Here is a 24,406-nt window from a genome sequence, read left to right as displayed (position 1 = left end):
TCAAAAGGCCCAACCATGAATCTCGATCGCCCCTCCCTGTTCCGCCAGCAATGCCACGTTGGCGGCCTATGGATAGACGCCAGCGATGGCCAGTCCATTCCCGTCAACAATCCCGCGGATGGCAGCATCCTGGGCAGTGTGCCGAGCCTGACGACGGCGGATGTCCGCAAGGCCGTCCAGGCGGCCGGCGACGCCCTGCCGGCCTGGAGAGAACAAAGCGCAAAGGACCGCTCCCGGCTGATGCGGCGCTGGTACGACTTGTGCATGGCCCATCAGGAAGACCTGGCCACCATTCTGACGCTGGAGCAGGGCAAGCCCTTGAAGGAGTCGCGCGGCGAGATCGCCTATGGTTCGTCCTTCCTGGAGTGGTTTGCCGAAGAGGCCAAGCGCACCTACGGCGACGTGATTCCCGCCGCGACGAACGACAAGCGCATCATTGTGATCAAGCAGCCGGTGGGCGTGGTCGCCGCCATTACGCCATGGAACTTCCCCAACGCCATGATCACCCGCAAGGCGGGCGCCGCATTGGCCGCGGGCTGCACCATCGTGGTCAAGCCGGCCACCGCAACGCCTTATTCCGCGCTCGCCCTGGCCGAGCTGGCTCTCGAAGCCGGCATCCCGGCGGGCGTGTTCAACGTCGTTACCGGCAGTTCCTCGGTAATAGGCGCCGAGCTGACCGGCAACCCGCTGGTGCGCAAGCTGTCGTTCACGGGCTCGACCAGCGTCGGCAAGCAGTTGATGGCGCAATGCGCCGGCACCATGAAGAAGGTGTCCATGGAACTGGGCGGCAATGCGCCTTTCATCGTCTTCGACGACGCGGACCTGGAGCAGGCGGTCGCCGGCGTGATGGCTTCGAAGTTCCGCAACGCCGGCCAGACTTGCGTATGCGCGAACCGCATTTTCGTGCAGGACGGTATCTATGATGCGTTCGCGGCGCGCCTGAAGCAGGTCGTGGAGGCGCAGAAGGTGGGCAATGGCCTGGCCGACAACGTGGACCTTGGCCCCCTGATCGACGAGGCCGCGGTCGACAAGGTCCAGGAGCATATCAGCGATGCGCTCTCGCTGGGCGCCAGCGTATTGACCGGCGGCAAGCCACATGAACTGGGCGGCCTGTTCTTCCAGCCCACCATCCTGCTCGACGTATCCGCGCAGGCCAAGCTCATGCAGGAAGAAACCTTCGGGCCGGTGGCGCCGCTGATACGCTTTTCGACCGAAGAGCAAGCGATTGCGATGGCCAACGACACGCCCTTCGGGCTGGCGGCCTATTTCTATACCAGCGACTACGAGCGCTCATGGCGGGTCGCGGAAGCCCTGGAGTGCGGCATCGTCGGCTTGAATGAAGGGATTATTTCAACCGAACTGGCGCCGTTCGGCGGCATCAAGGAGTCCGGCGTAGGCCGGGAAGGCTCCAAATACGGCCTCGATGACTACCTGGAAATCAAATACATCTGCGCAGGCGGGCTGCGCGGCGGCAAGCGCGCTTAGGCGTCGCCCCCAATAGAAAAACTTGAGAAGAACTCGCACGGAGATACGCATGGAAACGAATAAAACGCGCATAGGCCTGATAGGCGTCGGCCTGATGGGCCATGGCATCGCCGCCAATATCCTGCGCCACGGGCATAGCCTGGCGCTGCTCGAGCACCCCGGCAATCAACCGGTGGACGATCTGCTGGCGGCGGGCGCCACGACGGTCGGCACGGCCGCCGCCCTGGCCCGCGGCGCGGATGTGGTGATTCTTTGCGTCACCGGCTCACCGCAGGTGGAGGACGTCCTGTTCCGGCAGGCCGGCTTGCTGGAAGGCCTGCGGCCCGGCGGCATTGTCATCGATTGCTCCACCGCCATCCCATCGTCGACCATAAAGATAGCCCGCGCGGTGGAGCAGGCCGGCGGCCTGTTCCTGGACGCGCCCATGACGCGGACTCCCAAAGAGGCGGCCGCCGGCAAGTTGAACCTGATCGTCGGCGGTGATCGGGCGGTATATGAGCGCTGCCTGCCGATACTGCAGTGCTATGCCGAAAACATAGTTCACGCGGGCCCGGCAGGCTCGGGCCACCAATTGAAGCTGCTGCACAATTTTGTATCGCTGGGTTTTTCCACCGTGCTGGCCGAGGCCGCCGCCTGCGCCAGGCTGGCGGGCGTCGATGCGCAGGTCTTTAGCGATGTCCTGAGCAATGGCGGCGGCGGCGGGGTGGTGCTGAACCGGCTGCGCCCTTATATCGAGGCGGACGATCCTTCGGGCTTCCGCTTTTCCATTTCCAACGCCTTGAAAGACATGGGCTATTACCAAACCATGGCCGAAGAGGCCGGCGCGCCCCATGGCGCGGCCGCGGCGATTGCGCAAGTCTATGCCGACGCGGACGGCGCCGGCCTGGGCCAGGCCGCCGTGCCCGAATTGATAAGCTTCCTGGCGGGGCCGGCGAACGCGCCGGCCCCCGGCCGCGGCGAGTCGTGAACCCTTTTCCAAGGACAGCATCCTGATGCATGACAATGTCTACACCATCTCCGTCATCCCGGGCGACGGCATCGGCAACGAGGTCGTACCCCAAGGGCTGCGCGTGCTCGACGCGGTCAGCGCCCTCTACGGATTCAAACTGAACTACCGCCACTATGACTGGAGCTGCGAACGCTACAAGGCCACCGGGAAGATGATGCCTGACGACGGTATCTCGCAACTGCGCGACAGCGACGCGGTTTTCCTGGGGGCGGTGGGCTTTCCCGGCGTGCCGGACCATATTTCGCTCTGGAACCTGCTGATCCCGATACGGCGCGAATTCGACCAATACGTCAATTTGCGGCCGGTGCGGCTGCTGCCCGGCGTGCCGTCGCCGCTGGCGAACAAGCAGGCGCACGAGATCGACTTCTGGATAGTGCGGGAAAATACCGAGGGCGAGTATTCCCAGGTGGGCGGGCGGATGTTCGCGGGCACCGAGCATGAATTCGTGACCCAGGAGGCCATCTTCACCCGCCGCGGCACCGACCGCATACTGCGCTATGCCTTCGACCTGGCGGTCCGCCTGGAGCGCAACCATGTGACGTCGGCGACCAAGTCCAATGGCATTTTCCATTCCATGCCGTTCTGGGACGAGCGCTACGCCGTGGTGGCCGCCGATTATCCCCAGGTGCGGGCGGACCAATATCACATCGATATCCTGGCCGCCCGTTTCGTCATGTCGCCCGAGCGGTTCGACGTGGTGGTCGGATCCAACCTGTTCGGCGACATCCTCTCAGACCTGGGGCCAGGCATCACCGGCACGATCGCGGTGGCGCCCAGCGCCAATATCAACCCCGAGCGCAAGCATCCGTCCATGTTCGAGCCCGTGCATGGTTCGGCTCCCGATATCGCGGGGCAGGGCATCGCCAACCCGATAGGCCAGATCTGGTCGGCGGCCATGATGCTCGATCACCTGGGCCAGGCTGACGCGGCGGCATGCGTCATGCGGGCCATCGAGCAAACGCTGGCCGCGCCTGACCGGCGTGTCACGAAAGACCTGGGGGGCTCGGCCAGCACGGCTGAACTGGGCGACGACATCCTGAGCAGAATAGGCAAGAGCTAGCAGGGCGGCGGCGCCGCTCCCGGCGGGCGCGGCGCCGCGGCGAAGGCCTGGTATCGTACGGGGTAAAATCGGCCAGCGGCGGGCTTTTGCCCGCTACCCGCCCCGCGCGGGCGCTATCTTTGCAACCAAACCGTTCAATTGCCGTGCGATGACGCCTTCTTCTTCCGAATCCACCCATGAAGCCGCGGCCGGCGCCGCCGATCCCGCCGGCGAGCGCCGGGCCGATGCGGCGCCCGGCGCGCCCGATCTGTCCGACATGCGCCCCGACGACTGGGTGGAGCGCTGGCTGCCGCGCTCTTGGGGGCCGTATGCCCGCCTGTGCCGGCTGGACAGGCCGGTGGGCACCTGGCTCACCTTGCTGCCCTGCCTGGCGGCGCTGGCCCAGGCGGCCGATGGCTGGCCCACGCTGCTGCGCCTGTTCATCTTTTCGCTGGGCGCCTTGCTGATGCGCGGCATAGGCTGCTGCTTCAATGACATTTTTGATCGCGATATCGACAAGAAAGTCGAGCGCACCCGTTTCAGGCCTTTGACCAGCGGCCAGCTCACGCTCAAGAATGCCTTGTGGTTCGTGCTGGGGCAACTGGTGGTGTGCGCCGTGCTGCTGCTGGCCCTGAACGAATACAGCCGCTGGCTGGCGCTGGCGCTCATGCCTATCGTGATCGTCTATCCGCTATGCAAGCGTTTCACTTATTGGCCGCAAGTGGTGCTGGGCATAGGCTTCAACTGGGGCATGCTGATGGCCTGGTCGGATACGCAGAACAGTGTGCCGCCCGCGGCTGTGGCGATGTGGCTGGGCGCGGTATTGTGGCAGGTGGGCTACGATTCCATTTACGCATATGTGGATGTGCGCGACGACAGGCAGCTGGGCCTGCATTCGACGGCGCTGCGCTTTGCCGACAAGGGCAAAATCTGGATCAGCGGTTTTTATATTGCCACCGTGGCGCTATGGGTGTCTGCCGGGGCGGCCATGCATATGGCCTGGCCGTATTATGTGGTGATGGCCGCCATCGCGGCGCACTTCACCTGGCAGATGCGCGTCTTCGACCTGGCGCGGCCCGAACGCAATTTCATGCTGTTTCGCTCCAATATGGCCATAGGCGTGCTGCTGCTGCTGGCGGCCCTGGCGGGAACATTGCCGGGGTAAACGCAGCCTGCGGCAAAGAAAACAATTAGAATGGAAAAAGAGAAAAACAAAGATCGCGGCTTGGCCGCTGGAGACAACATGGTGGACGACGCATCGGCACAAGCTCCCCAGGAGTTTGATTACATAATCGTGGGCGCGGGCTCGGCGGGCTGCCTGCTGGCCAATCGCCTTTCGGCAGATCCCGCCGACAGAGTCTTGCTGCTGGAGGCGGGCGGGCGCGACGACTGGCGCTGGATCCATATCCCGGTTGGCTATCTGTATTGCATCGGCAATCCGCGCACCGACTGGTGCTACAGCACCCAGCCCGACCCCGGCATCAACAACCGCAGCCTGGGCTATCCGCGCGGGCGGGTGCTGGGCGGCTGCTCGGCCATCAACGGCATGATCTACATGCGCGGCCAGGCGGCCGACTACGACGGCTGGGCCGCGCTGGGCAATACCGGCTGGGGCTGGGACGATGTGCTGCCGGTGTTCAAGCAGGTCGAAGACCACCATGCCGGCGAGAGCGAATTCCACGGCGCCTCGGGCACCTGGCGGGTAGAGCGGCAGCGCCTGTCCTGGAAGATCCTGGATGCCTTCCGCCAGGCGGCGCAACAGGCCGACATCCCCGCCATCGACGATTTCAACCGCGGCGACAACGAGGGCTGCGCCTATTTCGAGGTCAACCAGCGGCGCGGCGTGCGCTGGACTTCCGCCAAAGCCTTTCTGCATCCGGTCGCCAAACGTCCGAACCTGACGGTGCTTACCGGGGCCCAGGCCGAACGCATCGTGTTCGCCGGCCGCAGGGCCGATGGCGTGCGCTACACCCATGAAGGCCACAAGAAATTCGCCCGGGCCAAAGCGGAAGTCATCCTGTCATCGGGCTCCATCGGGTCCGCCCAGCTTCTGCAGGTTTCCGGCGTGGGCCCCGGGGCGCTTCTGCAGTCTTTGGGCATTCCGGTCGTGCACGACCTGCAAGGCGTCGGCCAGAATTTGCAGGACCACCTGCAACTGCGCCTGATCTACAAGGTGGAGGGCGCCAAGACTCTGAACTCCATGGTGGGCTCGCTGTGGGGCAAGGGCTTGATGGGCGTGCAGTACGCGCTGCAGAAGCGCGGGCCGCTGGCGATGGCGCCATCGCAGTTGGGGGCGTTCGCCCGTTCCAGCCCCGCCCAGCAGCGGGCCAACCTGGAATACCATGTGCAGCCTCTGTCGCTGGAAAAGTTCGGCGACGCCTTGCACGATTTTCCCGCGATCACGGCGTCGGTCTGCAATTTGCGCCCCACCAGCCGGGGCCACGTCAACATTACTTCGCCCGACGCCGGCGATCCGCCGGCGATTTTGTGCAATTACCTGCAAACCGCCGAGGACTGCCAGGTGGCCGCCGACAGCATACGGCTGACGCGCCGCATCATGGCGCAACCCGCGCTCGCCCAGTACCGGCCGCAGGAATACAAGCCGGGGCCGCAAGTCGAATCGCAGGCCGACCTCGAACGGGCCGCCGGCGATATCGGCACCACCATTTTCCACCCCGTGGGCACCTGCAAGATGGGGCTGGACGCCATGGCGGTGGTGGACCCGCAATTGCGGGTGCGCGGCATCGAAGGCCTGCGGGTCATCGATGCGTCCATCATGCCGACCATCACTTCCGGCAATACCAACTCTCCCTCAGTGATGATTGCCGAGAAAGGGGCCGGCTTCATTCTGGCCCAAGCGCGCAAACACTGACGCGACAATTTTCCCCCGCCAGTCGGGCTTTTGAAAGGTTGAGGCATGCCTAGCTTCCTGGAGTATCTGGCTACCGCGCTGTTCGCGGTCGCTATCATTCACACTTTTTCGGTGCCCGTTTTCGCCCGCCTGGCCAACCGCGGCGGGCCGCATGCCGGCTTATGGCATTTGCTGTCCGAGGTCGAGGCGGTTTTCGGCGTCTGGGCCTGCGTATTGCTGGCCGCCATGGCGCTGCTGTCGGGCGTGGGCGAGACCGTCGGCTATATCGATACCCGCAACTTCACCGAACCGGCGTTTGTGTTCGTGATCATGGTGGTGGCGGCAAGCCGTCCCATACTGGAACTGGTCAGCATGGGGGTGCGCTCGCTGGCCAGAATGCTGCCGATACCCAATGAACTGGCCATGTTTTTCGTGACCATGGCCTTCGTGCCGCTGGCGGGCTCGTTCATCACCGAGCCGGCGGCCATGACGCTGGCCGCGCTGCTGCTGCGCGACGCCTATTTCCGCCGGCCGGGCCAGGCCGGCTTCAAGTACATGACGATAGGGGTATTGTTCGTCAATGTTTCCATAGGCGGTGTGCTCACGGCATACGCGGCGCCGCCGGTATTGATGGTCGCCCAGACATTCGGCTGGGATACCGTCTATATGGCGACGCATTTCGGCTGGCGCGCGGCCCTGGCCGTGGTGATCAACGCGGGCATCCTGACACTGGTGTGCCGCGCGCGGCTGCAGGATGGCAGCATCGGCCGCGATGCGAACGCCGCCGCGGCGGCCCGCCCGCCCGTGCCCTTGAGCGTGATCGCCATCCATACGGTATTCCTGGTCGGGGTGGTCCTGTCGGCCCACCATCCGGTGATTTTCATGGGCTTTCTCATGCTCTTCATCGGCTATGCTCACGCCTACCAGCGCCATCAAAACCCCCTGCTGATCAGGGAGGGGCTGATGGTGGGCTTTTTCCTGGCCGGCCTGGTGGTCCTGGGCGGCCTGCAGAAATGGTGGTTGCAGGAATTGCTGGCCGGCCTGTCGCCCACGGTCCTGTACTGGGGCGCGACGGCGCTTACGGCGGTTACTGACAATGCCGCGCTGACTTATCTGGGTTCGCTGGTGGAAGGCACCAGCGAACTATGGCGCTACATGCTGGTGGCCGGCGCGGTGACCGGCGGCGGGCTGACGGTGATCGCCAACGCTCCCAATCCGGCGGGCTTTTCGATTTTGAAAGGCACTTTTCCCGACGGTGCCATTTCTCCCTTGAAGCTGCTGGCGGCGGCGGCGCTGCCCACGCTGGTGGCCGCCGCGATGTTCATGCTGCCCAATTCGTTTTAGCGCGGACGCCAGGCTGGTCCTGGTTTTACTGGCGGCGCCGGCCCCGCAGGGGCCTTGTACGGTGCCGGTCGGCAAAACCGGCTAAAATTAACCAGTTTCGGGGCTTTGCCGCGTCTTCCCGTTCTCGCACGTCGGGGCGGCTGCAAGCGGGTTTTTCCTTTGACCACGCGTCTAAGCGCAAGCCTCGCCGTTCACGGCGAGGTCGAGCGAGGCGTTGTCGATGCGGCGCCGCAGGCGCCCTGCATCGTGGCGGAGAAATTCCGGCTGATAGGCCGGAGTTCTTCACAAACTTTCTTGGGATGGTTTCGTGCCTATTTATGCTTACAAATGCAGTGCCTGCGGACATGCGCAGGACATATTGCAAAAAATGTCTGATCCGCTGCTGACGGTCTGTCCGGAATGCGGTCAAAGCACCTATACAAAGCAGGTCACGGCCGCGGGCTTTCAACTGAAAGGCTCCGGCTGGTATGTCACTGATTTTCGCAACAATGGCGCCGCCAGCGGCGCGCCGGCCGGCGCGGCCGCGAAACCCGCCGCCCCCGGCGGCGACGCGAAGGGCGGCGGCGCAACGAATGACGGCGCGGCAAGCGGCGCCGGCAATACTGGCGGCAATAGCAATACCAGCGGCGGCAACATAAGCAGCGGCACTAGCGGCAGCAATGCAACAGCCAGTTCCCCGGCTGCTCCGTCGACTGGCTCCACCTCTTCCTGATCCGGTAAGTCTAAGACTGCATGCGTTTTTTCAAGCGATACTTTATTACCGGGCTGCTGATCTGGATTCCCCTGGTCATTACCATCTGGGTAATCGCACTGCTCATCAGCACCCTCGAAAGCGTCGTGCCGGCATTCTTGTCGTCACAGTCCTTGTTCGGCTATCGCATTCCGGGGTTTCAGGTGCTGCTGGTGCTGGTCGTGGTGCTTTTGACCGGCCTGCTGGGCGCCAATTTCATAGGCCGCGCCATGGTGGACCGCTGGGAGCAGCTGCTCGGGCGTATTCCGCTGGTGCGCTCGATCTACAATTCGGTCAAGCAGGTCAGCGATACGGTGCTGGCGCCCAATGGCCAGGCATTTCGCGAAGCGGTGCTGGTGCAGTATCCGCGGCTGGGCTCATGGACCATCGCCTTCCTTACCGGCGCGCCCAGCGGCGAGGTCGCCGAGAAGCTGGACGGCGACTATATCAGCGTCTATGTGCCGACCACTCCCAATCCCACTTCGGGCTTCTTTTTGATGATGCCGCGCGAGGATGTGCAGGTGCTCGACATGAGCGTGGACGCGGCGCTCAAGTACATTGTTTCCATGGGCGTCGTGGCGCCCGTTTCCATCAAGGCTCTCGAGGCCGGCCAGGACGCGGTGTCGGTGATCGACGCCGCTCGCGACATCGACCAGGTCGATGCGGCGCGCCAGCCCGGCAAAGAACAGCCCTGATTCCCAGTTTAAGAATTTCATATACGGAGTAATCCTTGATGCGTACCTGCTATACCGGCGACGTTAATAAAGACCACCTGGACCAGACAGTGACATTGTTTGGCTGGGTCCATCGCCGCCGCGACCACGGTGGGGTGATTTTCATCGATCTGCGCGACCGCGCCGGCCTGGCGCAAATCGTGGTGGATCCGGACAATGTGGCAGCCTTCAATACCGCCGAGCATATCCGCAATGAGTTCTGCGTACGCATTACCGGCCTGGTGCGCCTGCGCCCCGAGGGCACCAGCAACCCGGAACTGGCTTCCGGCGGCATCGAGGTCCTGTGCCGCGAAATCGAGATACTGAATCCGTCGGTAACGCCCCCCTTTCAGCTCGACGACGACAATCTGTCGGAAACCACCCGCCTCACTCACCGTGTGCTGGACCTGCGTCGCCCGCAAATGCAGCGCAACCTCATGCTGCGCTATCGCGTCTCCATCGAGGTGCGCAAATACCTGGACAACCTGGGCTTCATCGACATTGAAACGCCCATGCTCACCAAAAGCACGCCCGAAGGCGCGCGCGACTATCTGGTTCCTTCCCGCGTCAACGCCGGCCAGTTCTTCGCCCTGCCGCAGTCGCCGCAGTTGTTCAAGCAAATGCTGATGGTGTCGGGCTTCGACCGCTATTATCAAATCACGAAATGCTTTCGCGACGAAGACCTGCGCGCCGACCGCCAGCCGGAATTCACCCAGATCGATTGCGAAACCTCGTTCCTGAACGAAGTGGAGATCCGGGAAATTTTCGAAGGTATGATACGCCATGTGTTCGCCAGCGTGCAGAATGTGGCATTGCCGGCTTCCTTTCCGACCATGACATGGGAAGAAGCAATGCGGCGTTACGGCTCGGACAAGCCCGACTTGCGCGTCAAGCTGGAATTCGTCGACGTTGGCGACCTGATGCGCGACGTGGACTTCAAGGTGTTTTCCGCCCCGGCCAATGATCCGGCCAGCCGGGTCGTGGCCTTGCGCATACCCGGCGGCGCGAGCATGCCCCGCAGCGAAATCGACGCCTACACCAAGTTCGTCGGCATTTATGGCGCCAAGGGCCTGGCCTATATCAAGGTCAACGATGCCGCGGCGATACCCGAGGGCCTGCAGTCGCCCATCGTCAAGAATATCCATGTCGATGTCCTGGCCCAACTGATCGAACGCAGCGGCGCGCAGAGCGGCGACCTGATCTTCTTCGGCGCCGACAAGGCCAAGGTCGTCAATGACGCCATAGGCGCCCTGCGCGTGAAAATCGGCCATAGCGACTTCGGCAAGGATAACGGTTTGTTCGAGGCGGGCTGGCAGCCTTTGTGGGTGGTCGATTTTCCGATGTTCGAATACGACGACGAGGAAGGCCGCTATTTCGCGGCCCACCATCCTTTTACCAGCCCCAAGGACGGCCACGAAGACTTCCTGGAAACCGACCCCAGCCAGGCATTGGCGAAGGCGTATGATATGGTCTTGAACGGCTGGGAAGTGGGCGGCGGTTCGGTGCGGATCCATCGCGCCGAGGTGCAGAGCAAGGTGTTCCGCGCCTTGAATATCGGCGCCGAAGAGGCCCGCGACAAGTTCGGCTTCCTGCTGGACGCCTTGCAGTATGGCGCGCCGCCGCACGGCGGTGTCGCTTTCGGCCTGGACCGCCTGGTCACCATGATGGCCGGCGCCGAATCCATACGCGACGTCATCGCCTTCCCCAAGACGCAGCGCGCCCAATGCCTGTTGACGCAAGCGCCCTCGCCGGTCGACGAAAAGCAGTTGCGCGAATTGCACATTCGTTTGCGCAGCCCCGAGGTCAAAGCAGCGCAATAGCAGGGGGCCGCAGTGTCGGTAATCCGGGTCGTAAGCTACAACATTCACAAGGGCCGCTCGGCAACGGGCAGCCGCGAATCGTTGGCGGAATTGCGGCTCGGCCTCTATAACCTGCGCCCGGACCTGGTGTTCTTGCAGGAGGTCCAGGGCCGCAACCAGCAGCGTTTCAGCCTTGACGCCCAGCATGAATCGCTGGGCGCGGTCCTGTGCATGCAGACGGCATATGGATGCAATGCGGTGCGCGACCAGACGGACCACGGCAACGCGCTGTTGTCGCGCTTTCCCATTCTCCAGCATGAAAACCAGGATATCTCCGACCACAAGATGGAGCAGCGCGGGCTGCTGCACGCCGTGGTCGAGATCAACGACACGCCGGTGCATTGCGTGGTGGTGCATCTGGGCTTGTTCGCCGGCGGCCGTTCGCGCCAGGTGGCCGCGCTGGTCGAACGCATCAAGCGCCTGGTGCCCGACGACGAGCCGGTGCTCGTGGCGGGCGACTTCAATGACTGGAACAACCGCCTCGCGCCATTGTTCGTGCAGCAGCTGGGCTTGTACGAGGTGTTTGCCATCGCTCCGCAGAATGGCGATGCCCGCGGCTTGCGCGGCTCGGTCACGCGCTGGCGCGACAGCCTGCGCCCCTTCCCGCGCCCCTTGCCCCTGGCCCAGAAGGTGCACGAGCTCGGCATGAACGGCAACGCCCGCCTGATCCCGCCGCCGCGCACCTTTCCGGCGGCCTTCCCATGGCTGCGCCTGGACCGCATCTACCAGCGCGGCTTTGCCGTGCGCAGCGCGCGCGTATTGCATGGTTCGCCATGGAAGCAGCTATCGGACCACGCGCCGCTGATCGCGGAGCTCGAGCTGCCGTGAAAGTCCCCGTGCGCAGCGACGGCCGTGCCGCGCGCTTCGGCTAGGGAAGGCATGGATGGCGCGTAAACACCTGCGCTTGAAATGGCGCGACGGCAACCGCATCGATCTGCTGCATAACGGCGAAGAGTTTTTTCCCGCGCTTTGCGCCGCCATCGCCGAGGCGACCCGCCAGGTTCACCTGGAAACCTATATATTCAACCTGGACAAGACCGGCTTGCTGGTGCTGGATTGCCTGCGCCAGGCTTGCGCGCGCGGCGTCAAGGTGCGCGTCGTGATCGACGGCTTCGGCAGCAATGAGCACGCCCGGGAGATCGCCTCCCGGCTGGCGGACATGGGGGCGCAGTACCGCGTCTATCGTCCCGAGCCCACCGGCCTGCGCCACATGAAATTCGATCTGCGGCGCTTGCGCCGCCTGCACCGCAAGGTCACTGTCATCGACGAAGCCCTCGCGTTCGTGGGCGGCATCAATATTCTCGACGACTATGTGGACGTGCCCGACGACGGGCGGGGCCTGCGTCCGCGCTTCGACTTCGCCGTGCGCCTTGCCGGCCCCATCGTGGACGATGTGGCGCGCGCGCAGCGCACCCTGTGGCTGCGCATGGCCTGGCGGCGGCGCGACGACTGGGCCGCCTTTTATCGCCGCCTCAAGGATTGGGGCAGGTGGCGCAGCGCCCGCCAGAAATTCGCCGCGCCTTCGTTCAACGGGGGCCAGCGCGCCGCCCTTCTGCTGCGCGACAATATCCGCTTTCGCCAGACCATAGAAGACGTCTATCTGGCCACCATGGCGCATGCCTCGGGCGACATCCTGATCGCCAACGCCTATTTCTTCCCGGGGCGCCGCTTGCGCAAGGCGCTGGAAAGCGCCGCCCGCGGCGGCGTGCGAGTGAGACTGCTGCTGCAGGGGCGCTCCGAATACCCCATGCAATACCGCGCCTGCCGGTATATGTACTGCAAGCTGCTCGATGACGGCATTGAAATCTACGAATACATGGCCAGCTATCTGCATGCCAAGGTGGCCGTGATCGACGATTGCGCCATGGTCGGCTCGTCCAACCTGGATCCGCTGAGCCTGCTGCTGGCGCGCGAGGCCAATATCTATGTGCAGAACGCGGCCTTCGCCGATGAGCTGAAAGCGGCCATCGAAACCGAAATCCGGAGCAACGCCCAGCGCGTTACCGCGGAGGACCTGCAGCGCCGCGGCCTGATCGGCCGCTGGGTAGACGCCTTTGCCTACTTCATGCTGCGCGTCGGCGTGGCCCTGACCGGGAAGTCGTCCGAGTATTGAGGTTTTCGTTGTGAAAATGCATCGACGGCGCGCGCGCATCCCGCCGCGCGCCAAAGAAAAGCCGGCTTTCTGCAATCCCCGTATAGAATCAAGGCTAGGCGCAACGCGTGCACGGGCGTGCATGCTTGGATGTCGCAGGTTTTCAATAGAAGATTTTTCACTATGTGTCAGCTGTTGGGCATGAATTGCGCCACGCCTACCGATATCACCTTTTCTTTTACGGGGTTCGCGGCGCGCGGCGGGCATACCGACCATCATGCCGATGGCTTTGGGGTCGCCTTCTTCGAAAGCAAGGCTTGCCGGGTCTTCATCGACAACCAGCCGTCGTGCAAGTCGCCCGTGGCCGAGCTGATCAAACGCTACCCCATCAAATCCAGGAATGTGATCGCCCATATCCGCAAGGCCACGCAAGGCACCACCGCGCTGGAAAATTGCCATCCCTTCATGCGCGAGCTATGGGGCCGCCACTGGATTTTCGCCCACAACGGCGATTTGCTGGATTACCAGCCGGCGCTTAGCGGGCAATACCAGGCGGTGGGCACCACCGACAGCGAAGCCGCCTTCTGCCACATCATGCAGGGCCTGCGCCAACGCTTCGGCAATACCGAGCCATCCACCGCGGACCTTTTCCAGGCGGTCGAGGAACTCACGCATGAAATCACCGTGCATGGCGTATTCAATTACCTGCTTTCCAATGGACGCTCGCTGTTTGCGCATTGCTCCACCCATTTGCATTACATCGTGCGCGAGTGGCCGTTCAACAAGGCGCATCTGATCGACGCGGACATGACGGTGGATTTCTCCCTGACCAATCGCCAGGGTGATTGCGTATCCATCATCGCCACCAAGCCCCTGACCGACAATGAGGTCTGGACGCGATTCGAGCCGGGGCAGTTGATCATGTTCGAGCAGGGCTACGCGGCGCTGAGGGCGGTGGTGCCGATACCCGGCTCGGTGCAAAGGAAAAACGCCGAAAGCCTGGCCTGCGTCTGAGCGGGCGGGCGGGACGATGGCGCGCCCTGGGCTTGGGCGCTGGCCCGGCCTATTTCAATAGCCGCCATTGGCCGTCTTTGACGGTGATCAGTTCGCGGCCGCGGTCATCGAAGCCGCTGTGGTCTTGCGGGCTCATGTTGTAGACGCCTTGCGTTGCCACCAGCTCGTGGGTTTTTTCCAGGGCGTCGCGCAGGGCGCTGCGGAATTCCGGGGTGCCGGGCCTGGCCGCTTTTTCAGCTTGGGGTATGGCCTGTTCCAGCAGCAGGCCCGCGTCGAAGACATTGGCGCCGAAAGTCGCCGGGGCGCTGCCGTACCTCTTGGTATAGCGTTCAATATAGTCCTGCGCTATTTTTCTGGACGGATTGCTGTCGGCGATTTCAGGCAGCACGAGCATCAGGCCGGCCGCCAGTATGGTGCCTTCCACGTCCTTGCCGCCCAGCTTCAGGAAAGCCGGCAGCGCGGCGCCATGGGTCTGGTAGAACTGGCCTTTGTAGCCCTGCTTGGCCAAGGTGGCTTGCGGCAGCACGGCGGCCGTGCCGGTGCCGGCGATCAGTACCGCGTCGGGCTTGGCGGCCAGCACTTTCAGGGCCTGGCCGGTGACGGAATTGTCGGAACGCTGGTAGCGCTCGACCGCCACGATCTTGATGTGGTTCTGCCCGGCCAGGCCGGTGAAGACCTTCAGCCAGTTTTCACCGTAGGCGTCGTTGAAGCCGATGAAGGCCGCGGTCTTGACGCCCGCAGCGGCCATATGGCCCACCAGCGCCTTGGCGATGAGGTCGTCGTTCTGTGTCGTCTTGAAGACCCATTTCTTTTCGGGGGTCATGGGCAGGATGACGGATGCGGTGCCCACGGGCGAGAGCATGGGCGTGCCGGACTCGGCGACAAACTGGATGACGGCCATGGCGTTGGGCGAGCCGGTGGGCCCGATGATCGCGTCGACCTTCTCTTCAGTGATCAGCTTCTTGAAAATGGTGACCGACTGGGTGGGATCGCTGGCGTCGTCGAGCGAGATGTACTCCACCGCCAGATCGCCTATTTTCCCGGGCAGCAGCGCCACGGTATTCTTTTGCGGGATGCCTACCATCGCGGTCGGGCCGGTCGCCGACGTGACCACGCCTACCTTGACCTGGGCCGCCGCGGGGCCGGCGCCGAGCGCGGCGAGCAGGATCGCAGTAGTGGCAAGCATTTTGAGCAACATAGTCGGTTCTCCGTGGGTGAATGAGGGCTATTTTAAACGGACGCGGCGGTTTGCGTGGCACGATATTTGCCTCTTTTTGTATGAAACAGGCATGAAAAGCACCCAAAAGGTGAACTTTTTGAAGAATTCGGCATCTTAACGGCATAAGCGCTCCGGGCCATCATTAAGCATTAGCACTCCGGCATCCGGAGTGCTAATATTAGACAACGTCATTTTCCACGAGGACTGTTTATCTGATGACTCACAGTACGCAATCCCTGGCTTTGTCCAATCATCAATTGGCCATGGCTATTTCCAATCCTGGTGCTCTAGGCACGATCGAGGCCTACATCAGCGCTGTCAATCGTTTGCCCATGCTCACACACGAGCAGGAACTGGCTTTGGGCAAGCGTTTGCGCGATGAATCAGATCTCGACGCCGCCCGGCAGCTCATCACATCGCATTTGCGCCTGGTGGTTTCCATCGCCAGGCAGTACCTGGGGTATGGCCTGGCCCATGCCGACCTTATCCAGGAAGGCAATGTGGGGCTGATGAAGGCCGTCAAACGCTTTGACCCCGAACGCGGGGTAAGGCTGGTGTCGTTCGCGGTGCACTGGATCAAGGCGGAAATCCATGAATATATTGTGCGCAACTGGCGCCTGGTAAAGGTCGCCACCACCAAGGCGCAGCGCAAGCTGTTCTTCAACTTGCGCCGCATGCGCCCCGACGGCCAGACGCTGGACCCCGAACAGGTCAGCAGCATCGCGCGCGAATTGAATGTGCGGCCGGAAGATGTCAGCGAAATGGAAGTGCGCATGTCGGGCCGCGAAATGGCGCTCGAAGCGCCGGGCGACGATGACGACAGCTACGCGCCCATCTCATATTTGTCTGACGAGGGGCACCAGGAGCCTTCCCGCGTGCTGGAGCGCCGCGCCCTGGATTCCCTGCAGGGCTCCGGCCTGACCGACGCCATTGAAAGCCTGGATGCGCGCTCGCGCCGCATCGTCCAGGCCCGCTGGCTGCAGGATGACGGCGGCGCCACTTTGCACGACCTGGCCGCCGAATTCGGCGTATCGGCCGAACGCATACGCCAGATCGAAACCGCCGCCTTCAAGAAACTGCGCCTGGCCCTGGCCGCCTGAGGTTTGGGCTGCCCGGGGCGCGCCGGGCGCCTTCACTTGCCTTCATCCGGCAGGAAGGCATTGCGCTCGATGCCATGGCGCTGCAGTTTGTCGTAGAAGGTCTTGCGCGGGATGCCTAGCGCTTCTATGGTGGCGCGGATTTCTCCGCGGTGCGCCGTCAGGGCCTCGCGTATCAGTTCCGCCTCGTAGCGCTCGATGCGCTGCGGCAGGCTCAACTGCCCGGGGCCGGCCGCCTTCGCCGCGGCGCCGAGCCCGGGCGTTTCCACACCCAGCGCCACCCGTTCCGCGAAATGCCCCAATTCCCGCACATTGCCGGGCCAGTGATGGCTGGCCAGATGCCGGTGGACATGGTCGCCGACATCTGGCATGGGCACCTTGAAGCGGGCGGCCGCCTTGGCCAGGAAATAGGCGAACAGCAGGCGGATATCCTCGCGCCGCTCGCGCAGCGGCGGCACGCGCACCGTTACGACGTTGAGGCGGTGGAACAAATCTTCGCGGAAATCGCCGCGCTGGGCGGGATCGCTCAGGTCGACCTTGACGGCCGCCAGCACGCGCACGTCCACGGGCCGCGTCTCGTTGCTGCCCAGCGGCGAAATCTCGCGCGCTTCCAGCACCCGCAGCAGGCGCACTTGCAGCGAGGGCGGCATGCTTTCGATTTCGTCCAGGAACAGCGTGCCGCCGTTGGCATGCTCGATGCGGCCTACGCGCTTGCGCTGCGCGCCCGTGAAAGCCCCCGCTTCATGGCCGAACAGTTCGCTTTCCACCACGCTCTCGGGCAGCGCGCCGCAGTTGATCGCCACCAATGGGTGGCCGCGTCGCCGGCTCCACTGGTGCAGCGCGCTGGCCACCACTTCCTTGCCCGTTCCGGTCTCGCCTTCGATGAGCACGTCGACATCGGCATTGGCCAGATGGCGCAGCGTTTCGCGCAGCCTTTGCATGACGGGGGTTTCGCCGATCAGCGGCAAGCCGTCGTCCGCGCTGTCGGCGGCGGCGCGCAGCCTGCGGTTCTCCAATACCAGCCGGCGTTCTTCCAGGGCATGGCGCACGGTGGCCAGCAGCCGTTCGGCGGGATATGGCTTGGCGATGAAATCATAGGCGCCCTGGCGCAGGGCGTCGACGGCCATGGCGATATCGCCGTGGCCGGTGATCAGGATGACGGGCAGTTCAGGGTCGCGTTCCCGCAGTTGCCGGAACAATTGCAGGCCGTCGATAACGGGCATGCGGATGTCGGTGACGACGACGCCCTCGAAGCCATGCCGCACATAGTCCAGCGCGGCCTGCGCGGAGGGCAGGGGCCTGACATCCAGCCCGCCCAGCTCCAGGGTCTGGGCATTGGCGCTGCGCAGCGCGTCGTCATCATCGACGAAAACCACCAGTCCGCCGCTGGCGGGGGCATAGGTTGGAGCATCGGTCATTGCGGCGCCTTGTTCAAAGAAAGCGTGAAGCGGGTGTCGCCGGGGCGGCTGTCGACCCGCAGCGCGCCGCCGAAGTCGGCGGCGATATCGCGGGAAATAAGCAGGCCCAGGCCCAGCCCGCTGGACTTGCTCGTCACGAAGGGGGTAAAGAGCGCGGCCATGATGTCAGGCGCTATGCCGGGGCCGTTGTCGCGCACGCACAGATTCACCTGCTGGCCGTCGTCGGCCACGGAAATGTCGATGGCGCCGTCGGCGCGCCCGGCCAGAGCCTCGATCGCGTTCTGCAGCAGATTGACCAGAATTTGTTCCAGCCGCCCTTGTTCGGCCATCGCGGCCAGCCCCGCGGGGACGGGGCCGCGGCGCAATTGCAGGCCCTGGCGGCGCAACTGGCCGCTGACCAGGATCAAGGCGCCATCGATGGCGGGCTCGATCGCCGTCGGGCCGACCGAGCGTGCCGCCTTGCGCGAGAAGGTGCGCAATTCATCCGTGATGCGGCCCAGGCGCTGGGTCAGTTCGGCGATGGCGCGCAGATTGGCGCGCGCGGGACCGGCCTGGCCGCGGTCCAGATAGACCTCGGCATTGTCGGCATAGCTGCGGATGGCCGCCACCGGCTGGTTGATTTCGTGCGCTACGCCCGCGGCGATCTGGCCCAGGAAAGCCAGCTTGTTGGCCTGCACCAATTCATCCTGGGCTTTCTGCAGCTTGGTCTCCGCGCGCCAGCGGTCTTCCATTTCCGATTGCAGCTGGCGGTTGGTGGCGCGCAGTTGCGCCGTGCGCGCCTGGACGGTTTCTTCCAGTTCTATCCGGGCCGCTGCGCGCACGGCGGCGGCGTTGCGCGCGCGCTGGCTGCGGTACAGCAACAGGCCGGCGGCAAACAGCAGGCACAGCGCCAGCAGCATTGCGGTGGCCCGGCCCAGCGCCGCGGCGCGGGCCTGGGCGGCCTCGCCGGGGGCCAGTATATGGAAAGTCCAGGCGGTGCTGGGCACCGCCTGCGCGATATGCAGATAAGGCTGGCTGGACTGCACGCCCGGCAACGAGGCCGAAATCTCGCGGGCGTCGGCCACGCGCGGGGCGTCCGCCGCCGCCAGCAGCGGCAGTGGTTCGAGCGGCGCCTTGCCGAACTGCAGGCTGTCGCGCAGCCGCCCGCGTTCCTCGGCCGACAGCGGAGCCAGGGTCATGAAGCGCCAGGCGGGTTCGGAGCTCAGCAGGACCACGCCGTGCTCGTCGGCAACGAATACCGTATCGGGAAAGCGGCGCCAGTTCTCTTCCAGTGCATCGAATCCCACTTTGACGGCGATCACGCCCAGCGGCCGGTCCGCCCGCCCTATGCGGCGGGTCAGATACAAGCCAGGTTGCAGGCTCACGTTGCCCAGCGCGAAATGTTCCGCGGCGCCTTCGCTCATGCCTTTCTGAAAGTAGGGCCGGAAGCTGTAATCGGAGCCAATGAAGCTGGTGGGTTCCCGCCAGTTGCTGGCGGCAATGCCGACGCCGCGTGTATCCAGCAGGTAGATGACCGAGGCGCCGGTGGCCTGGTTCAAGGCTTCCAGCTTGAGGTTCAGCTTGGCGATGAGGTCCGGGTCGCGGCTGCGCAAGACATTGGCCAGTTGCTCGTCGCCGGCCAGGACCAGCGGCAGGAAGCGTTGCCGTTGCAGTTCGCTGAGCAGCGACAGGACCTTGAGCTCGGCCGAACTGCGCGCGCGCGCCAGCGTATCGGCGCGGGCGGCATCGCGGCCTACGCGCCCGCCGGCCCAGAACGCCAGCGCCAGCAGGGCCGCCGCCAGCAGCGCAAAGGCGCGCCACGCGTAGCGCTTGCGGGCATTGGAAATGGGGATGACGGCGGACATGGGCGACAGGGGCTAGGGATTTTGTGCGGATTATCGCACGAGTTGCGGCTGATTTTGGCGGATTTCCGCATGGAAATTCCAGGCGGCATATTTCTGAATTCTAATTCGTTTTATTTTCAAGGGCTTAGGGTTTTCTCGGTTGGCCAGCGAATTGGCATGCCAATTGCGAAGGGTACGCGATGTGCCGCCGTCATTGCGCCGTTGCGGCATCTCCCATGTAAAACAAGGCGTCCGCAATGCCATCGGCTCATGAGCAGCGGGGGCGCCGCAGATAGGGGACAACCCAATGATAGTTCTTCCCGGCAGCACTGCGCAGATGCCTGCGCCCAAGAAAAAAATCCACCATATCCTGTACGTGCAGGTACTGGCGGCCATCACCATCGGCATCCTGCTGGGGTATTTCTATCCCAGCCTGGGCACTGACATGAAGCCGCTGGGCGATGCCTTCATCAAGCTGGTCAAAATGATCATCGCTCCGGTGATCTTCCTGACCGTGTCCACCGGCATCGCCGCCATGCGCGACCTGCAGAAGGTGGGGCGCGTGGTCGGCAAGGCCATGGCCTATTTCCTGACCTTCTCCACCCTGGCGCTGGTCATCGGCCTGGTGGTCGCCAATGTGGTGCAGCCCGGGAATGGCCTGCATATTTCGCCCGCGTCCCTGGACGCCAGCGCGGTCGCCCAGTATTCCGCCAAGGCGCATGAGCAGACGCTGACCGGCTTCCTGATGAATATCATCCCCAACACCGTCGTGGGCGCGTTCTCCAGCGGCGACATCCTGCAGGTGCTGTTCTTCTCGGTGCTGTTCGGCATTGCGCTGGGCGCAGTGGGCGACCGCGGCATCGTGGTGCTCGATTTCCTGCAATCGGTCTCGGCGGCGTTCTTCAAAATGGTGGCCATATTGATGAAGGCGGCCCCCATAGGCGCCTTCGGCGCCATGGCCTTTACCATAGGCAAATACGGCATCGGCGCGATTGCCAACCTGGCCATGCTGGTCGGCACCTTTTACCTGACCTCGCTCTTGTTCGTGCTGGTGGTGCTGGGAGCCGTGGCGCGCTACAACGGCTTTTCCATACTGAAGCTGATACGCTACATCCGCGAGGAATTGCTGCTGGTGCTGGGCACCAGTTCTTCCGAGGCGGCCTTGCCCACGCTGATGGAAAAAATGGAAAAAGGCGGCTGTTCCAAGCCGGTGGTGGGCCTGGTCATTCCGACGGGCTATTCGTTCAACCTGGACGGCACCAACATCTATATGACTCTGGCGGCGCTGTTCATCGCCCAGGCCACCGATATCCCTTTGTCGCTCGGCGACCAGATACTGTTGCTGCTGGTGGCCATGCTGAGTTCCAAAGGCGCCGCCGGCATTACCGGCGCGGGCTTCATCACCCTGGCGGCGACGCTGTCGGTGGTGCCGTCGGTGCCGGTGGCCGGCATGGCGCTGATCCTGGGGGTGGACCGTTTCATGTCGGAATGCCGGGCGCTGACCAATCTGGTGGGCAATGCGGTGGCGACTATCGTGGTGGCGCGCTGGGAAGGTGAACTGGACAAGGCGCAATTGGCCGCCGTCCTGGAAGGCGCCGCGCCGCCGGCCCCCGCCGACGCCAGGCATGCCGCGAGCCAGGCGCCGCAAGCCGAAGGCGCGGCCATCGTCGCCTAAGCTTATCCTTGGCCTCGTAAGCCTTTGTATCGACATAGTTTTTTACACCTTTCCGGCTTATGGGGCGAACTTATTCTCATCACTACGCACTAACTCATATAGACAATGACTTTGCTGTGCGATGCGCGAGCCATTGGTCTATCGTCCGCTTCGGCTTCTCCTCTTCCCCTCCCTTTTGAAGCGGATGTTTATGGGACACCATCAGGTGTCCCGTTTTTTTTGGGCGGCAGAAAATAATGCCCCCACGCTTCACCGCTTACGCGGCTTGCTGTCCGCCTCGCGGCCTGCATGCCGCTCGGATTCGCAAGGCACAGGACAGTCCGCAGGGACTGTCCTGTGTCCGGGCTCATCCCCAAGGGGGCGTTTTTGCCTTGGGACGGCCCGGCGGCAAAAAAAATTCCGCCGCCGCTAAAAATCGGCGAAAAAAAAGATATCCTTGGACTGCGTAAAATTGTGCAGCAAGGAAAGCGACATGCAAATAGGACACATCGTGTTTGGCCTGGCCGGCTTGCTGGCCCTGGTCTCTTTCATGCCGGCGATAGCCGGGCGCCTGCACCTGCCCTATTCAATACTGCTGGCCATCGTGGGATTCGTTCTCGGGCTGATCATCCACGTGCATAGCTGGGCGCCGATGGTCATGTCCGATTTCCTGGACTCGCTGCAGCATTTCGAGGTTTCATCGGAAACCTTTCTGTTCGTTTTCCTTCCCATCCTCTTGTTCGAAACCTCGCTGGCGCTGAATGTGCGCCGCCTGCTGGATGATATCGGGCCCATCCTGATGATGGCTATCGTGGCGGTGGTGGTCTGCACGGTCGCTGTGGGTTTTTCGCTAAGCGCCGTCTCCGGCTATGGCCTAGTGGTGTGCCTGATGCTGGGGGCTATCGTGGCCACCACCGATCCCGTCGCGGTGGTGGGGGTGTTCCGCGAAGTCGGCGCGCCCAAGCGGCTGACCACCCTGGTGGAAGGCGAGTCCCTGTTCAATGACGCGGCTTCGATCGCCCTGTATTCGGTGCTGCTGACCGTGATGTACGGCGGCGGCCAGTTGTCGGTCGGCCGGGTGTTCTACAGCTTCCTGTTCAGTTTCGTGGGAGGCGGCCTGGTGGGCTTTCTCATGGGCCGCATAGCCAGCGGCCTGTTCATCTGGCTGCGCGGCTGGCCCACCGCTGAAATCACGCTGACCGTGGCCCTGGCTTACCTGGCCTTTTATATTTCTGAGCATTACCTGGGCGTGTCCGGCGTCGTGGCCACCGTGATCGCCGGCCTGGTGGTGGGCTCGACCGGCCGCACCCGCATGTCGCCGACCACTTTCGAGCAGTTGTCGGCATCGTGGTCGCAGTTCGGCTTCTGGGCCAATTCGCTGATTTTCGTGTTCGCCGCCATGCTGATTCCGCGCATGATGGCCGAGATCTCCTGGATGCAGGTGCTGCTGATCCTGATGGTGTTCCTGGTAACGCTGCTGGCCCGCGCGGTGATGGTGTTCGGCGTGCTGCCGGTGCTGGGCCTGACCCGCTTTGGCACCAAGGTCAGCCGCGCCTACCGCATCGTCATGTGGTGGGGCGGCTTGCGCGGCGCGGTGTCGCTGGCGCTGGCGCTGGCCGTGACCGAGCAGCACAACGTCCCCTACGAGGCGCGCCAGTTCATCGCCGTGGCGACCACCGGCTTTGTGCTGATGACGCTGTTCATCAATGGCATCAGCCTGCGGCCGCTGATACGCAGGCTGCGCCTGGACCAGTTGTCGCCCTTCGACCGGACGCTGCGCAACCAGGCCCTGGTCGTGGCGCTGGAGGACTTGCGCGACAAGACGGATGAAATCGCCAAGAACGAGCATATCGGCGCCGACGTCCAGGCGCGCGTGCATGCGATCTTCGATGCCGCCCAGGCCAGCGTGGACGGCGGCGAGGTCAACCAGTTGTCGCACGACCAGAAAGTGTCCATGGGGCTGGCCATGGTGGCGTCGCGCGAGGAGGAAATGTTTTTCGATACGCTCAAGGCGCAGGTGGTGGACTGGCGCACGGCCGAGTCATTGCTGGCGCGCGCCGAGCGCATGAGCGACGCGGTGCGCTCGGGCGGGGTGGCCGGCTTCGAGGCGGCCATCGCGGCCGATTTGCGCTATTCGACGGCATTCCGCCTTTCTTTGCGGATGCACTACCTGTTCGGCTTCCAGGGCTGGCTGGCGCGCGAACTGGCCAAGCGCTTCGCCAACCTGATGAGCAAGCGATCCGTCGCCCAGCACCTGATCCGCTTCGCCGAAAAGGAAATCCAGCCCTTGCTGGGCCCGGAGGCGACCGCCGCCATCATACAGGCCCACCGCCATCGCCTGGTGCTGCTGGAGACCTCCCTGCAGGCCCTCAACCTGCAGTATCCCTTGTTCGCGCACTGGCTGCAGGAATCCTACCTGGGCCGCATGGCGCGGGCCCTGGAGCGCTTGCGCTACCGCGACATGCTGGCGCATTTCCTGATCACCGGCGAAATGTATTCGGACCTGCTCAAGCAGATAGACCTGCGCTGGAGCCACATCGACAAGCGTCCCGCGCTGGATATCGCCATCAGCGCCAAGGAACTCATCCAGCGCGTGCCCATGTTCGAAGGCGCGTCGCCCGATGCCCTGAAGGCCATCAGCAAGCTGTTGAAGCCGCGCCTGGCGGTTCCGGACCAGGAAATCAGGATGCAGGTCGGGCGCAGCCGCGTCATGTATTTTGTGGCATCGGGCGCGGTCACCATCCACTTGCCCGACAACACCACTGTCGAACTGGGGACGGGCGAAATGTTCGGCGAAATGGCGCTGGTCGCGGGGATGGAATTCGAAGCCAAGGTGACATCGATGGGCTACAGCCGCTTGCTGATGCTGACGGAAGGCGATTTCGACGCCCTGCTGGCGGGCGACCAGGCCTTGCGGGAAAAGATCGACGCCGTGGTCAAGCAGCGCTTGCGCGCGCTGGAAGTATGGCAGCAATTCCAGTCCGGCGAGCGCCAGCACGAACCCTTGCCGGACCTGCGGCCGAAAGCCTCCTGAAGATGGGGCGCCCCAGGCCGCGCGG

18 protein-coding genes are annotated in these 24,406 nt (G+C 63.7%); 15 read left to right on the top strand and 3 right to left on the bottom strand.

Translation table 11 applies throughout. The features are described from left to right. Positions 1 to 15 precede the first annotated feature (15 nt). From BUB23_RS15345 to BUB23_RS15290, 12 genes are all read left to right on the top strand, one after another. Entirely contained in the window at positions 16 to 1,485 is a 1,470-nt protein-coding gene (locus BUB23_RS15345) for an NAD-dependent succinate-semialdehyde dehydrogenase (protein ID WP_073104297.1), read from the top strand. A 49-nt stretch (positions 1,486 to 1,534) separates the two neighbouring features. Further along, the gene (locus BUB23_RS15340) at positions 1,535 to 2,452 is read left to right on the top strand and encodes an NAD(P)-dependent oxidoreductase (RefSeq protein WP_073104295.1); all 918 of its coding nucleotides are present in this window, start codon (positions 1,535 to 1,537) and stop codon (positions 2,450 to 2,452) included. A gap of 25 nt (positions 2,453 to 2,477) precedes the next feature. Beyond that, a complete protein-coding gene (locus BUB23_RS15335) occupies positions 2,478 to 3,554 on the top strand; it encodes a tartrate dehydrogenase (RefSeq protein WP_073104294.1) in 1,077 nt (358 codons plus the stop codon). A 256-nt stretch (positions 3,555 to 3,810) separates the two neighbouring features. Beyond that, positions 3,811 to 4,698: a 4-hydroxybenzoate octaprenyltransferase gene (ubiA, locus tag BUB23_RS15330; RefSeq protein ID WP_073104533.1), complete on the top strand. Its 888-nt coding sequence runs from the start codon at positions 3,811 to 3,813 to the stop codon at positions 4,696 to 4,698. Between the two features lie 78 nt (positions 4,699 to 4,776). After that, on the top strand, positions 4,777 to 6,405 hold the full coding sequence (locus BUB23_RS15325) for a GMC family oxidoreductase (RefSeq protein WP_073104531.1): 1,629 nt from the start codon (positions 4,777 to 4,779) through the stop codon (positions 6,403 to 6,405). 45 nt (positions 6,406 to 6,450) lie between these two features. Continuing rightward, complete coding sequence (locus BUB23_RS15320; protein ID WP_073104292.1) at positions 6,451 to 7,728, top strand: putative Na+/H+ antiporter; 1,278 nt, start codon at positions 6,451 to 6,453, stop codon at positions 7,726 to 7,728. A 307-nt stretch (positions 7,729 to 8,035) separates the two neighbouring features. Next, positions 8,036 to 8,440 carry an FmdB family zinc ribbon protein gene (locus BUB23_RS15315; RefSeq protein ID WP_073104290.1) on the top strand — a complete coding sequence of 135 codons (405 nt, stop codon included), beginning with the start codon at positions 8,036 to 8,038 and terminating at the stop codon, positions 8,438 to 8,440. A 20-nt stretch (positions 8,441 to 8,460) separates the two neighbouring features. Beyond that, on the top strand, positions 8,461 to 9,153 hold the full coding sequence (locus BUB23_RS15310; protein ID WP_073104288.1) for a DUF502 domain-containing protein: 693 nt from the start codon (positions 8,461 to 8,463) through the stop codon (positions 9,151 to 9,153). Between the two features lie 38 nt (positions 9,154 to 9,191). Then, a complete protein-coding gene (gene aspS, locus BUB23_RS15305) occupies positions 9,192 to 10,991 on the top strand; it encodes an aspartate--tRNA ligase (RefSeq protein ID WP_073104286.1) in 1,800 nt (599 codons plus the stop codon). Positions 10,992 to 11,003: 12 nt separating this feature from the next. Then, on the top strand, positions 11,004 to 11,858 hold the full coding sequence (locus tag BUB23_RS15300; RefSeq protein ID WP_073104284.1) for an endonuclease/exonuclease/phosphatase family protein: 855 nt from the start codon (positions 11,004 to 11,006) through the stop codon (positions 11,856 to 11,858). Positions 11,859 to 11,913: 55 nt separating this feature from the next. Next, on the top strand, positions 11,914 to 13,143 hold the full coding sequence (gene clsB / locus BUB23_RS15295; protein ID WP_073104282.1) for a cardiolipin synthase ClsB: 1,230 nt from the start codon (positions 11,914 to 11,916) through the stop codon (positions 13,141 to 13,143). A gap of 162 nt (positions 13,144 to 13,305) precedes the next feature. After that, positions 13,306 to 14,136, top strand: a complete 831-nt coding sequence (locus BUB23_RS15290) for a class II glutamine amidotransferase (protein ID WP_073104280.1) — start codon at positions 13,306 to 13,308, stop codon at positions 14,134 to 14,136. Positions 14,137 to 14,185: 49 nt separating this feature from the next. Here BUB23_RS15290 and BUB23_RS15285 read toward each other — a convergent pair whose 3' ends face one another. Next, entirely contained in the window at positions 14,186 to 15,334 is a 1,149-nt protein-coding gene (locus BUB23_RS15285) for an ABC transporter substrate-binding protein (RefSeq protein WP_073104278.1), read from the bottom strand. Positions 15,335 to 15,570: 236 nt separating this feature from the next. Here BUB23_RS15285 and rpoH point away from each other — a divergent pair, with 236 nt between their 5' ends. Continuing rightward, a complete protein-coding gene (rpoH, locus tag BUB23_RS15280; RefSeq protein ID WP_073104276.1) occupies positions 15,571 to 16,455 on the top strand; it encodes an RNA polymerase sigma factor RpoH in 885 nt (294 codons plus the stop codon). Positions 16,456 to 16,487: 32 nt separating this feature from the next. Here the strand turns inward: rpoH and BUB23_RS15275 are convergent, their stop codons facing one another. Both BUB23_RS15275 and BUB23_RS15270 read right to left on the bottom strand, forming a co-directional pair. Further along, positions 16,488 to 17,870, bottom strand: coding sequence for a sigma-54-dependent transcriptional regulator (locus tag BUB23_RS15275; RefSeq protein ID WP_073104274.1), 1,383 nt, complete (start codon positions 17,868 to 17,870; stop codon positions 16,488 to 16,490). Beyond that, positions 17,867 to 19,714 (bottom strand): sensor histidine kinase, encoded by a 1,848-nt coding sequence (locus BUB23_RS15270; protein ID WP_073104271.1) that lies wholly within the window; start codon positions 19,712 to 19,714, stop codon positions 17,867 to 17,869. The genes BUB23_RS15275 and BUB23_RS15270 overlap by 4 nt, the downstream gene beginning before the upstream one ends. Before the next feature lie 286 nt (positions 19,715 to 20,000). Between BUB23_RS15270 and BUB23_RS15260 the strand changes: the two genes are divergently transcribed. Both BUB23_RS15260 and BUB23_RS15255 read left to right on the top strand, forming a co-directional pair. Then, the gene (locus tag BUB23_RS15260; RefSeq protein WP_073104264.1) at positions 20,001 to 21,368 is read left to right on the top strand and encodes a dicarboxylate/amino acid:cation symporter; all 1,368 of its coding nucleotides are present in this window, start codon (positions 20,001 to 20,003) and stop codon (positions 21,366 to 21,368) included. Between the two features lie 472 nt (positions 21,369 to 21,840). Next, positions 21,841 to 24,381, top strand: a complete 2,541-nt coding sequence (locus BUB23_RS15255) for a cation:proton antiporter (RefSeq protein ID WP_073104261.1) — start codon at positions 21,841 to 21,843, stop codon at positions 24,379 to 24,381. The last annotated feature ends 25 nt before the right edge of the window (positions 24,382 to 24,406 follow it).

This window comes from Pollutimonas bauzanensis (assembly GCF_900129885.1).
GTDB lineage: Bacteria > Pseudomonadota > Gammaproteobacteria > Burkholderiales > Burkholderiaceae_B > Pollutimonas > Pollutimonas bauzanensis.
The sequence above is the reverse complement of the archived record's forward strand: the minus strand, read 5'-3'. Positions and strand labels throughout refer to the sequence as shown.

Bases quoted from the DNA above. Each gene is read 5' to 3' on its own strand.
- BUB23_RS15345 (WP_073104297.1), top strand. From the start codon at position 16: ATGAATCTCGATCGCCCCTCCCTGTTCCGCCAGCAATGCCACGTTGGC.
- BUB23_RS15340 (WP_073104295.1), top strand. From the start codon at position 1,535: ATGGAAACGAATAAAACGCGCATAGGCCTGATAGGCGTCGGCCTGATG.
- BUB23_RS15335 (WP_073104294.1), top strand. From the start codon at position 2,478: ATGCATGACAATGTCTACACCATCTCCGTCATCCCGGGCGACGGCATC.
- ubiA (WP_073104533.1), top strand. From the start codon at position 3,811: ATGCGCCCCGACGACTGGGTGGAGCGCTGGCTGCCGCGCTCTTGGGGG.
- BUB23_RS15325 (WP_073104531.1), top strand. From the start codon at position 4,777: ATGGTGGACGACGCATCGGCACAAGCTCCCCAGGAGTTTGATTACATA.
- BUB23_RS15320 (WP_073104292.1), top strand. From the start codon at position 6,451: ATGCCTAGCTTCCTGGAGTATCTGGCTACCGCGCTGTTCGCGGTCGCT.
- BUB23_RS15310 (WP_073104288.1), top strand. From the start codon at position 8,461: ATGCGTTTTTTCAAGCGATACTTTATTACCGGGCTGCTGATCTGGATT.
- aspS (WP_073104286.1), top strand. From the start codon at position 9,192: ATGCGTACCTGCTATACCGGCGACGTTAATAAAGACCACCTGGACCAG.
- clsB (WP_073104282.1), top strand. From the start codon at position 11,914: ATGGCGCGTAAACACCTGCGCTTGAAATGGCGCGACGGCAACCGCATC.
- BUB23_RS15290 (WP_073104280.1), top strand. From the start codon at position 13,306: ATGTGTCAGCTGTTGGGCATGAATTGCGCCACGCCTACCGATATCACC.
- BUB23_RS15285 (WP_073104278.1), bottom strand. From the start codon at position 15,334: ATGTTGCTCAAAATGCTTGCCACTACTGCGATCCTGCTCGCCGCGCTC.
- rpoH (WP_073104276.1), top strand. From the start codon at position 15,571: ATGACTCACAGTACGCAATCCCTGGCTTTGTCCAATCATCAATTGGCC.
- BUB23_RS15275 (WP_073104274.1), bottom strand. From the start codon at position 17,870: ATGACCGATGCTCCAACCTATGCCCCCGCCAGCGGCGGACTGGTGGTT.
- BUB23_RS15270 (WP_073104271.1), bottom strand. From the start codon at position 19,714: ATGTCCGCCGTCATCCCCATTTCCAATGCCCGCAAGCGCTACGCGTGG.
- BUB23_RS15260 (WP_073104264.1), top strand. From the start codon at position 20,001: ATGATAGTTCTTCCCGGCAGCACTGCGCAGATGCCTGCGCCCAAGAAA.
- BUB23_RS15255 (WP_073104261.1), top strand. From the start codon at position 21,841: ATGCAAATAGGACACATCGTGTTTGGCCTGGCCGGCTTGCTGGCCCTG.